Source organism: Bradyrhizobium sp. UFLA03-84 (assembly GCF_002289535.1).
Taxonomy (GTDB): domain Bacteria; phylum Pseudomonadota; class Alphaproteobacteria; order Rhizobiales; family Xanthobacteraceae; genus Bradyrhizobium; species Bradyrhizobium viridifuturi.
In genome coordinates, this window is record NZ_NSJY01000011.1 from 164,139 (window position 1) to 179,186 (window position 15,048).

Sequence of the window (15,048 nt, forward strand, 5' to 3'; positions counted from 1 at the left end):
GGTTCAGTTATGACGTCGCGAACTGCGCCCGTGCAACCTGTCGGTAAGTGCCGTGGCTGAACCCGCACTCTTTCAGCCAGCGGTGAAGCTGGCACATGAAGTGGTCTCGTGGGTCAACGAGATCTCCGCACGGCGCAGCGTCCTGCAGAGCCGCCTTGGCGACAAGCCGCTATCCATCCGCGTGAGCCGGCTTGTTTGGCAGGCCGAGCCATATGCCATGTCGATGGTCGACTGCGTATTTCGGGCCGGAGGCGAGACAGCTGTTTTGTCCTTGCCTCGCCTTCTCGTCGAGACACTGATTTCAACAGTCCAGCAGGGCCTTACTTTACCCTCCGACCCAACCTGCTCGCTCGTTCTAGAGCTTGCGCTGGCACCCTGGATCGTTGGATTAGAGAACGTGCTCGCATCGAATGTGCAGCTGATCCGCATCGAAGACGCAACGGCGAAAGGCCCCTATCTGGAGCTCGATGTTGCCATCGGAGCGCTGGCAGGAAAAGCCCGCCTGTTCTTGTTCGCGCCTCTCGACGGTCTGATTCCTTCTGCGTTCCGCTTGTTGGGCGAGTTGATTGGCCAATTACCGCGAGAGCAAGGCAAGATTTCGTCGGAATTGCCGGTCGTGATTGCGAGAGAGATCGGCTCGCTGCGGGCGCCTGTCATGCTCCTTCGCCAAGCACAGCCCGGCGACGCACTGCTGCCCGACGTCATTCCGTTTGCCCATAGCCAGCTGATCCTCACGGCGGACAAGTTGTGGGCGCCGGCGCAGGCCGCAGACGACAAACTTGTCCTTCGCGGACCATTCCGCCTGCAGCCCCATCCTCTAAGGTATGTAGATATGACGATACGCTCCCAAACGGAACAAGCAATCCTGCCCTCGGAAGCCGACATCGACAGTGTTGAGATCACGCTTGTCTTTGAATGCGGCCGCTTGCCTATCCCGCTGGGTACGTTGAGAAGCATCAACGAGGGATACGTGTTCGAACTTGGGCGGCCGCTGGACGGTCCCGTCGATATTGTAGCCAACGGTCAATTGATCGGCCGGGGCGACATCGTGCGCATCGGTGAGGCGCTTGGGATCCGGCTACGTAGCAGGTTGGCAGTCAATGGTTGACATTCAACCGAGCGTCCTTGCGCTTCTCGCGGCGACGGTCGGCCTTGGCCTGCTGGCATTCGCAGTCGTCACAACGACCGCCTTCATAAAGGTTTCTGTCGTTCTCTTCCTGGTTCGCAACGCGCTCGGAACTCAGTCCATACCGCCGAATATCGTCCTGTATGGCGCTGCATTGATTCTTACCGTGTTTATAAGCGCTCCAGTGTTCGAGCAGACTTACAATCGCGTGACCGATCCGCAACTTCGCTATCAGACCGCCGACGACTGGGTGATCGCCGCCAAGGAGGGCAGCGAGCCGCTGCGCGCCCACCTCAAAAAGTTCACCACTGAGGAACAGCGCACGTTCTTCCTGTCATCGACGGAACATATCTGGTCGGATGAGATGCGCGGCAACGCATCAGCCGATGATTTAGCAATTCTCGTGCCGTCCTTTTTGATCTCGGAACTTAAGCGTGCATTTGAGATTGGCTTCCTTCTCTATCTTCCGTTCATCACGATCGACCTGATCGTGACGACAATTCTGATGGCCATGGGCATGTCGATGGTGTCACCAACAATGATATCCGTTCCTTTCAAGCTCTTTCTGTTCGTCACAATCGACGGCTGGTCGCGGCTCATGCACGGATTGGTGTTAAGCTACGCAACGCCCGGAGGTTGAGATGGACGAAGCCAGCATCCTCACCCACGTGAGCCGATCACTTGTCCTGTTCATGATCTGGGTTCTGCCGCCGCTCCTGGCAGCTCTCGTGGCGGGATTGGGTATCGGCATCGTGCAGGCAGCAACCCAGCTGCAGGATCAAACCTTGCCACTGACAGTCAAGCTCCTCGTTGTCGTCGCGGTGCTCGTTCTGTTTGCCCCGGTGCTGAGCGCGCCGCTAATCGAACAAGCCCAGCATATCTTCACTGAGTTCCCCGCGCTCACAGCGAGGTATTAGTGCGGGAACGCAAGGCTGACCAAGCCTAAAGCTATGGCGTCGCGTTTGTCTGTCCTCATTGTGAACCGTGACCAGAAGAGGGGAGTTTCGTCAGCTTACCGAAAGCTCGCCTCACTAGCATGGGACAGATGAATCCGAACTTTCCTGTTCGGCTCGATGGGCCTTCGGAGGAAGAATGATCTCATCTGAAATTGACATCCACTCGATTCAAATCTTGCTCACGATGGAATGACCTGCGGTAAGGCCTGGCCCTCGATGTCTAACCTGGCGAGTTATCAACTAGGAGACAGGCGAACCGCTTTGATCTCAAGCGGCCGCACGGCTTTGACGTTCTGATGGATCATGCCGCGATGAAGGTGCCGCCCGAGACTGATCGCCACAAACTGTTGAATTGATGGAAGCTCCGAAGCGCCAGATCATCAGCACCGCCCTGCGGCCAGTGAGACCCGAAGGAGCTTGGGTTGCTGGCCTTGCAGCGGCGCTATTCGGCGGGTCCTATCTTGAAATGGTCATACCTTATTGGCGACAGCCGTGGATGCTGAGAGTTGAAGCGCACGACCTGGCCTGGCGCTAGGTATGTCGCTGTGCAACCGCTAGGACACGAGGTAGATGACCAGCAGAGTGCTTGACGCCTTGCATCATGGCGAGGCACGGGCGATTAGATTGGCTTGAAGCGAGCGGCGAGCTGGACTCAAATGGATGCGTTGTCACCCACCGAGACGCAAAGTCTGGTTCAGACTGCCGTCGAATTCGTCGTTGCGGCCGGACTTGGCGCGGCCCGGGCGCTTGGCATTATGCTGGTTCATCCGGTATTCACCCGGCCGCACATTAGCGGGATGATCCGTGCAAGCGCGACGGTTGTGATTGGATTGCCTTGCTTGATGCAAATCAAGAGCGGCTTGCAGACGCTGGATCCCGGCACCCGTATGATTGCGGTCGCGCTCCTCGGCGTGAAGGAGATATTTATCGGCCTATTATTCGGCTTTCTGCTCAGCATACCACTTTGGAGCATCCAAGCAGTTGGTGACATCATTGATACCCAGCGCGGCATCTCAAGCCACGTAGACGATCCTGCGACGCGCAGTCAAACCTCCGCAATGGGGCTCTTTCTCGGAACTGCGGCGGTTACGATCTTCGTTGTATCGGGGGGCCTGAACACAATGATCAGGTGCCTCTACGGAAGTTATCTGATCTGGCCCGTGTATCGACTGCTACCGCCCCTGACCGAGCAGGGGGCAATGGAGTTTATCAAGCTTCTCGACCATATCATGCACACGACCCTCGTGGTCGCCGGGCCCGTGCTGGCTCTGCTGCTTCTGATTGACGTATCCCTCATGCTGCTCGGGCGCTTTGCGCCGCAAATCAAGCTGAACGATCTTTCTCCGACTATCAAGAATGCCGCCTTTGGCATCATCATGGTGAGCTACGCCGTCTTCCTGATCGAATATATGGGAGCCGAGATCGTTCAGTTCGACGGTGTGCTGGAGTGGCTCGAGAAGTTCTTGAAATGAACGACACGAGTGAAGAGAAAAAGCTTCCACCAAGCCACAAGAAGCTGAGGGACGCGCGTAAGAAAGGGCAGAGCCCGCGCAGCGCCGATTTTGTGACCGCGGCAAGCCTTTGCGCTGGTTTCGGCTGCCTTTGCCTCAGGGGGGGGCCGATCGTAGACGCATGGCGCGAAGCCGTGCAGCTCACCGACAAGCTGCAGGGCCAGCCGTTCAACAGCGCGGTCGGGCCGGCGTTGGTCGGATTGGTAGACCTTTCTATGGCAGCCGTAGCTCCCATCCTGGGTGCGGCGTTGGTTGCGGCCGTCTTGGCCGGCGTCTTGGCCAACGGCGGGTTGACGATTTCCGTCGAGCCGTTGAAACTCAGTTTTGAGAAATTGGATCCGGTGAAAGGGCTGAAGCGGATTGTCTCCCAGCGCTCGCTTGTCGAGCTTGGAAAGGCCCTCGTCAAAGTATTGGTTCTTGGTGCCACGTTCCTCTTCACTGTGCTCGCAGGTTGGAGGGCACTGGTCTATTTGCCGGTGTGCGATTTGAGCTGCCTTGGTGTTGTCTTTAACGAGCTGAAAGTACTGATAACGATTGCTGCCGGCGCCTTTTTGATTGGTGGGCTGGCCGATCTGCTCATTCAGCGTTGGTTGTTCCTGCGCGACATGCGCATGACGCAGAGCGAGGCCAAGCGCGAGTCCAAGGAACAGGATGGTAATCCGCACATCAAGGGTCAACACCGCAGGATCCGTCGCGAGTCGGCGAACGAGTCTCCGCTCGGCATCCACCGGGCAACATTGATATTGAGTGGACCGGCGACGGTGATTGGCCTGCGCTACGTTCGGGGCGAGACAGGCGTCCCGGTTCTGGTGTGCCGTGGTGAAGGCGCGGTGGCGGCACAGTTACTGGCGCAGGCGCGCGCCCAGCGTCTGAGCATTGTCGAGGATCATGTGTTGGCGCGGCAGCTGATCCGCAAAGGTGGGATGGGTAAGGCCGTTCCGATGGATTGTTTTGAGAGAGTCGCAAAGGCGGTGTTTGCCGCCGGCTTTGTATAGTGTCGATACGCTCAGACCTTCGCGCAAAGACCCTATTGTCGCAGAACCTGGTACAAGCTGCGCGATCCAAAAACGACGGCTGAGCAAAGACAGGACTCCAGGAGCGTCGTCGGCCCATCGCAAGACTGATATGGAAACCAGAGTGTCCAGCGTCGTTCGTCCTGCCCGGATGTTGCGAGCCTCTTATTGGGTTTCTGGCGCCCCCCTGTTTTGGGTTCCATCCTCCAAATTGCTGCGATTGCCGGTCGCCGCGGGCCCACGAGCTGTGATGGGAAGCACTGCACGATCACCACTGGTCGGCATGACGGCGCCATTGCCTAGCAGGTCGCCAGGATCGTTGACCATGACGGCGAGGTTATTGCGGACTGAGCAGCCAAGCGTTGGATCAAACGAATTGTCGCCTAGAGAAGGGCCCGTGACAGCGAGCGGCGGACAGACGGCAGGATGTGCCTCGTAGGTAATTGCCTCGATCCGGACCCCGAAATGTGCGGGTAGATCGACGGGAGAGGCGGACAGGCGGATATTGTAGGGGGCAACGCCCATCGCGCGCGCCTCATGGGCAACCTGCGCTACGAGCCGCGGTGAGCCGGCGACGTCGAGTTGGAGTGCATCGCGCCGGCCGCGGCTGGCATTCGCAATGAAGTCCCGCAGGCCGTACTTATCGTTGCGACGAAGATTTTGAAGCAGCAGGACACTGGTCTTCTGCTCCACCCGAGCCGCTTGTCCAGCCGGTCCGGAAGAAATCGCAGCACTATTTGCACATCCGCCAAGGGCCGCCGCAACTGGGATCAAAAGACATAGGTGTCGCAAGGTCATTGGCAGTCCTCATTCTATGATAAAGCCGGCACCGACGGTTGCACCCGATCTGGCCGTGGCGGGCGCCGCCTCACGGCCCTTCGACGAACCAGCCAGCGTATTCGTCAGGGTGCGCCCTGCGTCCGAAGGCGGCCCGATGCGATCAGTTGGAGCGCTCATCTTGGCCGGGCTAGATCCCGGTCGGACGATGTAGGGAGTGACAATGATGACCAGTTCGGTCTCCTGCTTCTGAAATGAAGAGGAGCGAAACAGCACACCAAGGATCGGAACATCGCCTAACCAAGGAAAAGTGCCGATGTCGGTACTGAAATTGCGCCTGATAAGCCCCCCAATGGCGAAGCTTTGACCGCTGGCAAGCTCAACGACAGTACTGGCACGACGCGTGGAGAGGCCGGGCACCGATATTCCGTTGACGCTGACCTCGCCTTCTTTCGACAGTTCGCTGACTTCAGGCTTCACATGGATATTGATCTGATTATTGCTGAGGACGGTTGGGATGAACTCCAGGCTGATTCCGAATTGTCGGAATTGGACCGAGACTTGCCGGTTGTCCTGCATCACCGGAATCGGAAATTCGCCACCTGCCAGAAAACTTGCGGATTCCCCGGACATGGCGGTCAGGTTCGGTTCAGCCAGGATCGAGGCGAGGTGCTCGCTGGCGAGTGCGTCGAGAACAGCGCTCAGGTTGATATTGCCAGCGCTGTACCCGATGCCGATCGTGCCGCCGCCGCGGGCCGATCCGGAACCGCCACTTTTTCCCGTGGCAAGGAAAGCGCCGTTCGGACCGGAAGCCGTGAAGTTGATATTGAGGTCCTTGACGGCACTGCGGGAGACTTCCGCCACCCGCACACTCAGATTCACCTGCAGCGAACCTGCCACCTGAATCTTATTGACGACCAGCGCACCCGGACCGAGAAACTGCTCGGTCACCTTCCTGGCCGTCTCGACGATATCGGCGTTGGGAGCCGTGCCGCCAAGGATTGCGCCGCGTGGGGTATAGCTGACCTGGATCGGATAATCGCCGATCTCAGCCTTCAGCGTGGCACGCAGGTCCTCGATCGGCTGGGTGACGACGACGCGCAGCTCGGCGAGAGCCTCGCCGTTTTCGTTCAACGCGAACAGGCTGGTTCGTCCGGATTTTTTGCCAAATACGAATATCGTGCTGCTCGATGGCGCCTGATAGTCGGCGATCGCCGGGTCGGCAACAAAAATGCTCGCTGCCGGCGCGTTCAGATGAACCGTCTTGCCCTGTGAGGAGGTGAGATTGAGCGTGCCGGTGGTGCTGCCAGGCGCCGAATGTGGCGGCTCTCCTTTGCTGTCCCGTTTTGTCTCGGCTGCGCCTGCAAGCGGAAATAGCAGAGCAAGTCCGCACAGGACATAGCACAAGCGCGGCAGAGCGGCAGAGCGTTGCGCTATCATGACCATGAGCGGCAGATTGGCGCCGGCAGCATTCTTGACGACCTTCAAGGGATTGTTGCTTTCAAGTTAGATTGCTAGGCAGCCGATGCCGCGCCGACGAGTTCAAGGGTGTAGCCGACCCCGCGCGCGGTCTTGATCCTGAGCGTCGCACCGGCCTGGTTCAAATGCGCGCGTAAGCGATAGATCCCGACTTCCAGCGCGTTGGTCGAGACCTCGTCGTCAAACGCATACAAGCTATCTTCCAGCGATGTGCGCGGCACGGTGCGGCCGGCGCGGTTGAGCAGATGTTCGAGAATGCACACTTCGCGCCGCGCAATTCTCAGTATCCGGCCGCCAACCGAGACTTGCCTTGCGATAGGGTCGAAATGCAGATTGCCGAATGTCACCACCGGCGCCGTCATTTGCGTCGATCGTCGCAGGATGGCCCGCATGCGGGCGATGAGTTCGTCGATAGACACGGGCTTGGGCAGGAAATCATCCGCACCTGCATTGAAAGTTGCAATTCGGCGGCTGAGATCATTGAGACTGCTCATCATCATCGCCGGCATTGATCGTCGCTCGCGCCGCAACTGCTTCAGCCAATCCAGTCCGTCTCCGTCGGGCAAGACAGATTCCAGCAGGACCATGTGGTAGTTCGCGCATTCCAGCGCGGCCGACGCCTCATCCAGTGTGCGCGTCACATCGACGGCGAAGCCGCAATTCAAGAGCGCTTCCTTCACGGCGCGGCCAAAGTCCGCATGATGATCAACCAGGAGAATTCGCATTCATTGCCTCTCGTCCATCCTCGGCAGGACTTGAGCGTGTCACGGTTGACCATGTGGCTCGGTGGGCGGCCGCTTTGACGTGAATTCGAAAAGTCGGAAATGCCAGGATGGAGCATAGTGGCAGGCGATCAATGTTTGCCGGTCTATCGTCATCGGATAGGCGGCTTGCCGCGCATCGCGTCCGCCGGCGACACCGTTCAAAAGACCCTGCGTGTCAGCAAGAGCTCCGCTATTTCCAACAAGGTTGAAAGCCTTGGCAGCGCGCTGATGCATCTGTGGGCCGAGGCCGCCGCCGGCAGGAGCGATTACGCCAAACCGCGCGAGTGAAACGAAATCGCAAGTGAGAGCGGCTGAATTGGCCGAACAAACTAGCGAAGCTGACATTTTGAAACTCCCTCAATTCGTCTTAATCCGCGGTCGGTCCTGCTAGGCTGTTGAGCCTGTAGTGTCGTCAAGCCACGGCAATGCAAGGTTTTTCGCGTTTTTTAAGACAGTTCACGCGCTGTGCATCTGGCCGATGTGTTGGAAGAAGCCGAGATGCACGACGAAAGATCAATACGCCTGTTGGCTGGATAGACATCCTCTCGTTGGCCGGTGATTGCCGCGCGAGGTGCCAATCGTCCAAAGTGCGGTCGCGCCGGAGTCCTCCCATGCCGCCGCGGAGCGAATGCAGCGAACGAAGGAGGAATCGAGTCCGGCGTTGCGAGCGCGCATCGCCTGAGGTGGTTGCCCAGGCTCCGTGTCGTCACACGGCTAAACCACGAGACAATGATCTGATCCGGAACTCGGCGTATGACCGGCAGACAAAATTGTGACTGCTCGCGTTCTTCTCGCCCGCTGGATCCTGGCCTGGCTACGCGTGGGGCGAGTCGTCCTACGCTGTGCGCAGAAGCGATGCACGATGTACGCTCTGAAGAGAAGCCATCGAGTGTAACGAGGCGGAGCGGCCGTGCATTGAGTTTTTGAGACGTTCGCAATTCTTGCTACCTGTCAGGAAGAGTTCACGCGAGCGGGCTCTGTCGCGAGACTGTCGTAAATCCTACAATCTGACGCTAGGTGAGATTCAAGCGCTTTGACGACTTCTTGTAGCGGCGCCATCAGGCTCGAAAGCCTCGTGAGATAGCGGCGATACAGTTTAGACCAGACCATCGACCTGCGCATGGCGGTCTTGCGCTATCCAGGTCGTGAGCATTTCGCCGTCCGATCAAGCTTAGCGCCAGAGCCATGGATGTGCACGAAGAGCCAGTCGTTCGTGCCAGGCTTTGGGCAAAGCCATGGCATCACAATCGGACGATCGACGGATCCGCCTCATGCGTGGCAATATTGCGGGAAGACCGGGGCGGGTATGCGTTCGCGTGACGGGCATGGGCTAACAGCCGAGATGCGGACGAGCGATCGCGCGAGCCAATTTGATCATCAAGGAACTGAGGAGAGAATCGATTGCCAGACGTCATTTTGAATGCTGCCTCCATAGATCGCGGTCGACTATGAGGGGCTTTGGTGCGATCAGCAAAATCGATTGTTTTGATGGAACACATCCAGGTGACGGATCGGCCCTGCTGCAACAGTATCGCCTGTCGCAGACGAGTGAATAGCTGAAGCGGTCGCGGCCAAAGCGTTGATCGCGCTTCAATGTCAGGTCGTGCTAGCTAAAAGGGGCGATACTTCGCGTTCAGAGGTTTACTTCGTCACGCCTCCGGCCACGCGTGATGGCCACTAACAAATTGATGCAGTGCGATGTCGGAACGTAGCCAAGATACCAAGATGCCCCGAACGGCCAGCTCCTCCGTCGTAGTGCGACTTTCTCTCTCGGAGCCCTCACCGCCCGTAGCGCATTGCGTAGGGGGCTGCCCCGTTCGATCGGCGAGTTGATCAGACATCGGTCGCGCCACGCCTGCTCAAACTGTTACGCGTGAGGTGTGCCGTGCTCCAGGTCTACCATGAGGTGGTTGTCTTGGTGCATGAACCAAAACGAACCATACTAAATGGCGCGGTCGACAGAGTATCGATGCATTACTCCCGCGCTTGTAGGGATTTGCTTCGCTGGCGGCCCGGTAGCTCTCCAAGTTGCCGCCCAGGAACAGGCGCTCAGTCTCTCGGGTTGGAGTTCTGCCGAGTGAGCACATCAAATAGACGTCCCCGTCGATGTGGTCCGGATCGTCGGCATTCATTCCAAGACCGATGCTGCTCAGTACGTCGTCAGGCGTTCAGACCGCGGACGTCGGTACCGTATAGGTGTGCAGCGCGTCCGCATTGTTGGCGATCGCTCTCGCCCAAGTATCGCACGAAACGGCGAATGTTTCCGGATCCTCGACCAACGATACCAAGGCAGATGTGGTCGTCTGGCCGCGCATATGCCAGCCTGCCTGTCGATCCGGCTCGGCTGCTGCAGCACGTCGTGAACCCCGAATGGAGTGTCGGCGGCATTCCGGGGATCAACATTCATTTCAGTCTCCATTCGAGTGCCGGCTATTGGCGCAAACTATTGCAGGCGCAGCTTTCGAGAAGCTGACGGACCAGGAAAGAAGCCATTTGCCTCGGCCTTTGAGGGGAGCCGGATGGATTTGGTCAGTGAGGCGATCGTCAGCCAGAAGGAAGACGCGCAAAGCCAGGGATCACAAGTCGGCGCTGTCTCGTGCTCTCTGTCGTTGCTGTTTCGAGTGGGCCGAGATCGTGTCCTTTGACTGAGCTCGTTCGGACCGCCGCGCCAGGTTCGCTCCACCACCACCTCTTTGCGGGTACGCCCTCTGGGGCAGCAGTCCTTGCCCGGCTATCACATGGACAAGCTGGCGGATGCGACGGGCCGCCGTGTTCTTTTCAAGTCGTTTGCTTACAAAGATGCAAGAACGGCATCCTCTCGGAGCCGTCGGACCTGCAATGGACGAGCGCGACCGGTTACCGTTTTGTAGTTTCCAAGCGGCCGACGCTCGATCGAATCGTTCTAGCTAGTCGATTTTGCACGAGGGCGAGCCGCTTTAGCAAACCTGACCTACGAGGTTGTGACGTCGGAATAGCCGTTACAACCACTTGCGCCTAGTTGCGGCAAATTGTCTTTGTCGCAGGCACGCTTGATGTCTTAAATCCGCCAATCGGCTTACACGACGTCTTGCAACGTGCGATCTGTGGTACTTATCGAGGGAGATGAGCGTATGAAGTGTAGTGGCAAAGGACTGGCGATCGTATTGTCCTTGCTTTCGACCGTAGGCGTGAGCACGATGACGAGAGCCGATGAGCCCTCGCCGAAATACACCGAGGTGCTCCATGCCCTGCAGACCGGCAAGAATGTGAAGCTCGTACTGGACATGAGCCACTGTACAGCCGCGGAGGGTGGCAAAGCTGCGTCGGCAACACAGGCTGGTCTGGTCATCAATGCCTTCAGGGTGACCCCCCAGAACGGCATTAGCTTCGCCAACGCCCACCAAACGGTGGACAGCTCCGGGCATGCCGTGACCGAGTACATCCGCCATAGCCTGAGCCGCGAAGGCAGGCTCACGGTGCGGGCTTCGAAGCTTGTCGTCGGGACCACCGAACTCGTGAACCAGGGCGAATTCATCTGCGAACTGCCGGATGGCGCTAAGTTCATCTGGTAAACGAAGAGAACAGCGCAGGGGGACGCGCTTCGAAACCTTGATCCTTTAACCGTGCAAACACCTTCGCAGGTCATGGCGGATGGTTTCGATCGTGAGAGGCGGCCAGATTGTTTCTGGCCGTCTTTTCCTGAAGCGCATCGAATGCACGAACTTGCTGTCTCAAGGTATCGTATGACGGCCATCGATCCTCATTAAACCTCGGTTATCGGAAGATCGGCGGTTCCGGCTAAGAGTGACCGCAACCAGCTTGGAGCAGGAATTTTTTACGAACTGGGCGGACTAAACTAACCATGAGGGAACCCAGCGCTGTTGCAGGGGTGCCGATTTAAAGCGCCAAAAGCGAAAACAGAAGGCTTTTTGATCCACCAGCGACGTCGCTCGCGTGGTTGCAAAGACGGCAGCATCAAGATGAGCCCGCTGCGGACAAGCTCTACTGCTAGCATCGAGACGTTAGTATGTCGGGAAGCAGACAAACCCAACTCAAACGTCATCCAAACTGTCGACTATTGCTTGGCACGAAAGAATGCACACCCCTAGCCATGCCCAGGGGCTTTCCGGGCATGGCTACTATCGCAAGTTGCGGCCGTGGCTGGCCACTGAAGTTAGCAGTGCGTAACATAAGGCAGACGGCGTCTGCTCGGCCGATACCGGCGGGCGTCTTGTCACGTCGCCGCTAACTTTCAACGGGGTGAATTGCAGGCTTGTACGGTTAGAGCAGAATGAAGGGGACGCGCTGGAGAGGGCGCGAAAGACCTCGGAAAATGAACGCAGAGAACAACTTCGCGGCCCGGCTCCTTGACGCCGGACGCCTAGCAGCAATCGCGCGTACACGTGGCCTGAAGACGGATGTTTCATACTACGTCGACGAGGCGCTCAAGGAGCTTTGGCGGACCAGATCACCGGAAGAAGCAAAAGCGATCGCAGAGCGTTGGGTCTTATGGGACGCAAAGGGGAAGCCTTGGCCGCGCGTGCCCCCACTGGAAAACGTCGTCCCGTTCAAACGGACCGGCGCGGCCGAGATGCCGAGGACGCCCTTGCAAGCAATCCGCGAATGGTTCGAAAAACAAAATGAGGACGTACAATGTGAAATCGCTGGCATGGCGGCGCTTTTGATTTTCGAAGAATGCAATCTTCTCGACTTCAGCAACAAGGAATGGTGCGACCATTTGCGCCGATGGCTCGGTGAGACGGGATTACCAAACCATAAGGTCATCGGCCGTGCTCTGACGTTTCGCACCTGTTTCGAGTATTTCTCGGAGAGCAGGTTCACCGAAGCGGCGTGGATGCGATCCAAAGAAGCAGCCGTGAAAATCCTTGCAGATGAGTCCCGCGAGCAGGTCTAGCATCAATCGGAACATGGCGAGGGCCGCTTCGGGAAGCGAACTGGCCATCTCTTCCCCCTCGATCAAATCGGCAAGCTTCACCACATGCGACGGTCCTTTGGGCGCAATCCAGCCATGTTCTGTGAGATGCCCCCGGATCGCATTGATGAGCTGGGTTCGCTGCCGTACCAACAGGTCTCGGGTTCTAAACACTAGACCGGCCGCCTGCTGCTCTTCGCTCTTAACGGCCACGAACCGCATGCTCGGCCGCTGGGCAGCTTCGCAGATTGCCTCGGCATCGATCGCGTCGTTCTTTTGCCGCTTCACGAACGGTTTTACATAGGCGGGTGGGATCGGCCGAACTTTATGACCAAGCTGGGTAAGCTGACGGGCCCAGTGATGCGCTCCACCACACGCCTCCAGCGCTACCGTGCAACTCGGCTGCGCCGCGAAGAAATCCAGCAGCTTTCCCCGGCTGATCCGCTTGCTGAATATCGCGCAACCCCGCCCATCCGCCCCGTGAGCGTGAAAAACATGCTTGGCGATATCCAGACCGATTGTGACAACCTTTGACACGGGCGCCTCCCTTAAGTGGTTCTCAACAACTCCACTTTGGCACATCGATGCCGTCGGCGGGGCGTCCACCCGACATAAGTAGGCCGTCTTGGTCGATCCGGAGCGAGCGTCGGCAAGGTGGTTTCGTCGGCAGAGACCTTTCGGCCTTCTTGACCTCGCTGGAGATGTAGTCGGCCATGAAGCCGAGCTTGCCCATCCATTGCGCCATCAGCTGGCGGTCGAGCTCGATCTTGTCGCGGGCGTAGATAGCCTCCTGCCGATAGAGCGGCAGGCCATCGGCATGTTTGGCGACCGCGATCTGGGCCAGAACCGCTTCCGTCGGAATGCCTCCTTCGATGATGTGGGCCGGGGCCGGCGCCTGGATCACACCGTCCGCGTTCTTGAAGGCATACCTGGGACGGCGCGTGACGATCACTCGGCACTTCGCCGGCACCACATCCAGGCGCTCCGACACGTCCTCGCGGATCAGCACCTTCTGCTTGCCGGCATGCTCCGCCAGCTCTTGCGGCTCAATGACAGTTTCGATCCGCTCCTGATGGAGCGCAAAGCCCTTGCGCCAACGCGGTGCACGCTTACTATCCGCTTGCGCACGGCCTTTGCTGACCTGGGCCTTGATCGCAGCGATGCCGGTCTCGATCTTCTCGAAGACGAAGGCCTGTTGTTCATCGTCGTCGGTGGCCGCCGAGCTTTTCCGATCGTCGGCCGAACCGGGCGCGGTCGAAAGCCTTCAGGATCTGCGTCAGTCGCTCGCGCGTATCGACATCGGCATTGCGGGCCTTGAGATCGGCGACTTCGTTCTCCAGAGCAGCGGCGTGGGCCGCTTTCTCGGCCATGGCAAGTACCATGGCCTTCAGCGCGTCTCTAGGTCATTCGGGAGGCTGAGATCGGGCGGCGTCATTAACCCGACCAGAGCACATCTTGCTCCGCTTCTCTTGCCCTTTCAGGCCGCTGGTCACTTCGCCGCAGTGCTTTTACCCAACAATCTCCGGCGGCTCGACGCCGCGGTCCGGACCCGCTTCCAGTCCATCCCATCCACCAGTGCCATCAACCGCGCAGCATTCAGCTGCACCCGATGATGTCCGATCCGCGGTCAGCAGAACCTCGCCTTCTCAAGCCGTTTTAAATAGAGGCACACGCCAGAGCCATCCCACCATACGATCTTGATTCTGTCGGCCCTTTTTTTGGCCCGGAACACATAAAGCGCACCGTCGAACGGATCTGAGCCCGCATCGCGCACCAGCGCGCAACAAGGCCGTCGATTCCCTTGCGGAAGGCGACTGGATGGCTGGCCAGGTACACCTTCACGCCGGAGGGGATCATGCCGAACGGGCCGCCCGGATCACCCGATGCAACTGCGTCTCGTCGACGTCCGCGCCGGCGCGCACGATCATCTCGCTAATAGCAATTTCGATCACTGCGCCTGTCGCAGACACCACCACACCCTCGCAACTCGAGTGCCGCGAGCGATAATGTCGTTCGGGCCGAGCATCGCGACGCCGGGCGAACAGCTGCACGGGTGAATGCCGATCCGCCGGGCGATCGCCGAGACGCTAGCGCTTGGCTCCAGCGCCTCAATCACGACTTGGGCCTTAAACTCGTACGACCAGCGTCGGCGAAGCTGCCGCGGCGCTCCCTCAAGACAGTCGGCAACCGCTTCGATCATACGGAGGGTTCTAGTTCCAGAACTAGGCGTAAACATAGAAGCGCTCATCGGCTCACAAACTCAGCAGCCGATAGCCGATTGCTCAACCCCCTGCGCCCGACGGGGTCTCTTTGCCGCTTACGACCTCAAGCCCGATGAGCAAAATGAAATCGAGTATACTATACACGAGATCGCCAACGAGGATGGGCTGGTCTACGGGTACGGCGTAGAGATCAAAGAAGGAGCACCGCAGAACATCCTCGACAAACTTGCGTGGCTGCCCAGGAGGGACGGCTTAGTGCCGATCCCTTCGTGCGATCTCATTCAGTCG

13 protein-coding genes and 2 pseudogenes are annotated in these 15,048 nt (G+C 58.6%); 8 read left to right on the plus strand and 7 right to left on the minus strand.

Annotated features, from left to right (window positions below):
* Positions 1-52 precede the first annotated feature (52 nt).
* From sctQ to CK489_RS13090, 5 genes are all read left to right on the plus strand, one after another.
* Positions 53-1,108: a type III secretion system cytoplasmic ring protein SctQ gene (gene sctQ / locus CK489_RS13070; RefSeq protein WP_095732595.1), complete on the plus strand. Its 1,056-nt coding sequence runs from the start codon at positions 53-55 to the stop codon at positions 1,106-1,108.
* Positions 1,101-1,766: a type III secretion system export apparatus subunit SctR gene (gene sctR / locus CK489_RS13075; RefSeq protein ID WP_050403015.1), complete on the plus strand. Its 666-nt coding sequence runs from the start codon at positions 1,101-1,103 to the stop codon at positions 1,764-1,766. The genes sctQ and sctR overlap by 8 nt, the downstream gene beginning before the upstream one ends.
* Position 1,767: 1 nt before the next feature.
* Positions 1,768-2,043 carry an EscS/YscS/HrcS family type III secretion system export apparatus protein gene (locus CK489_RS13080; protein ID WP_050403016.1) on the plus strand — a complete coding sequence of 92 codons (276 nt, stop codon included), beginning with the start codon at positions 1,768-1,770 and terminating at the stop codon, positions 2,041-2,043.
* A 695-nt stretch (positions 2,044-2,738) separates the two neighbouring features.
* On the plus strand, positions 2,739-3,554 hold the full coding sequence (gene sctT, locus CK489_RS13085) for a type III secretion system export apparatus subunit SctT (protein WP_050403017.1): 816 nt from the start codon (positions 2,739-2,741) through the stop codon (positions 3,552-3,554).
* A complete protein-coding gene (locus CK489_RS13090; RefSeq protein ID WP_095732596.1) occupies positions 3,551-4,588 on the plus strand; it encodes an EscU/YscU/HrcU family type III secretion system export apparatus switch protein in 1,038 nt (345 codons plus the stop codon). The genes sctT and CK489_RS13090 overlap by 4 nt, the downstream gene beginning before the upstream one ends.
* A gap of 183 nt (positions 4,589-4,771) precedes the next feature.
* On the opposite strand, the gene CK489_RS13095 is transcribed toward CK489_RS13090, so the two are convergent.
* The 3 genes from CK489_RS13095 to CK489_RS13105 are packed head-to-tail and all read right to left on the minus strand — an operon-like array spanning position 4,772 to position 7,587.
* Complete coding sequence (locus tag CK489_RS13095) at positions 4,772-5,404, minus strand: CpaD family pilus assembly lipoprotein (protein ID WP_050627251.1); 633 nt, start codon at positions 5,402-5,404, stop codon at positions 4,772-4,774.
* A 9-nt stretch (positions 5,405-5,413) separates the two neighbouring features.
* Positions 5,414-6,871 carry a type II and III secretion system protein family protein gene (locus CK489_RS13100; RefSeq protein ID WP_095732597.1) on the minus strand — a complete coding sequence of 486 codons (1,458 nt, stop codon included), beginning with the start codon at positions 6,869-6,871 and terminating at the stop codon, positions 5,414-5,416.
* A 26-nt stretch (positions 6,872-6,897) separates the two neighbouring features.
* Positions 6,898-7,587 carry a response regulator gene (locus CK489_RS13105; protein ID WP_050403022.1) on the minus strand — a complete coding sequence of 230 codons (690 nt, stop codon included), beginning with the start codon at positions 7,585-7,587 and terminating at the stop codon, positions 6,898-6,900.
* Positions 7,588-7,752: 165 nt separating this feature from the next.
* Here CK489_RS13105 and CK489_RS41300 point away from each other — a divergent pair, with 165 nt between their 5' ends.
* The 3 genes from CK489_RS41300 to CK489_RS13120 all read left to right on the plus strand — a co-directional run bounded on the left by CK489_RS41300 (position 7,753) and on the right by CK489_RS13120 (position 12,520).
* On the plus strand, positions 7,753-7,914 hold the full coding sequence (locus tag CK489_RS41300) for a hypothetical protein (RefSeq protein WP_158226440.1): 162 nt from the start codon (positions 7,753-7,755) through the stop codon (positions 7,912-7,914).
* Between the two features lie 2,888 nt (positions 7,915-10,802).
* Positions 10,803-11,177, plus strand: a complete 375-nt coding sequence (locus CK489_RS13115; RefSeq protein ID WP_244486019.1) for a VirK family protein — start codon at positions 10,803-10,805, stop codon at positions 11,175-11,177.
* Positions 11,178-11,938: 761 nt separating this feature from the next.
* The gene (locus CK489_RS13120) at positions 11,939-12,520 is read left to right on the plus strand and encodes a hypothetical protein (RefSeq protein WP_198960925.1); all 582 of its coding nucleotides are present in this window, start codon (positions 11,939-11,941) and stop codon (positions 12,518-12,520) included.
* Here CK489_RS13120 and CK489_RS13125 read toward each other — a convergent pair.
* The 4 genes and pseudogenes from CK489_RS13125 to CK489_RS42895 form a co-directional block, all read right to left on the minus strand.
* A pseudogene (locus tag CK489_RS13125) lies at positions 12,500-13,075 on the minus strand (IS110 family RNA-guided transposase); the annotation flags it as partial. The gene CK489_RS13120 and the pseudogene CK489_RS13125 overlap by 21 nt on opposite strands.
* A 44-nt stretch (positions 13,076-13,119) precedes the next feature.
* Positions 13,120-13,973, minus strand: a pseudogene (locus CK489_RS13130) (IS66 family transposase); the annotation flags it as partial.
* 192 nt (positions 13,974-14,165) lie between these two features.
* Positions 14,166-14,312 (minus strand): IS66 family insertion sequence element accessory protein TnpB, encoded by a 147-nt coding sequence (gene tnpB, locus CK489_RS42890; protein WP_157860898.1) that lies wholly within the window; start codon positions 14,310-14,312, stop codon positions 14,166-14,168.
* A 174-nt stretch (positions 14,313-14,486) separates the two neighbouring features.
* Complete coding sequence (locus CK489_RS42895) at positions 14,487-14,786, minus strand: transposase (RefSeq protein WP_083992226.1); 300 nt, start codon at positions 14,784-14,786, stop codon at positions 14,487-14,489.
* Positions 14,787-15,048 lie beyond the last annotated feature (262 nt).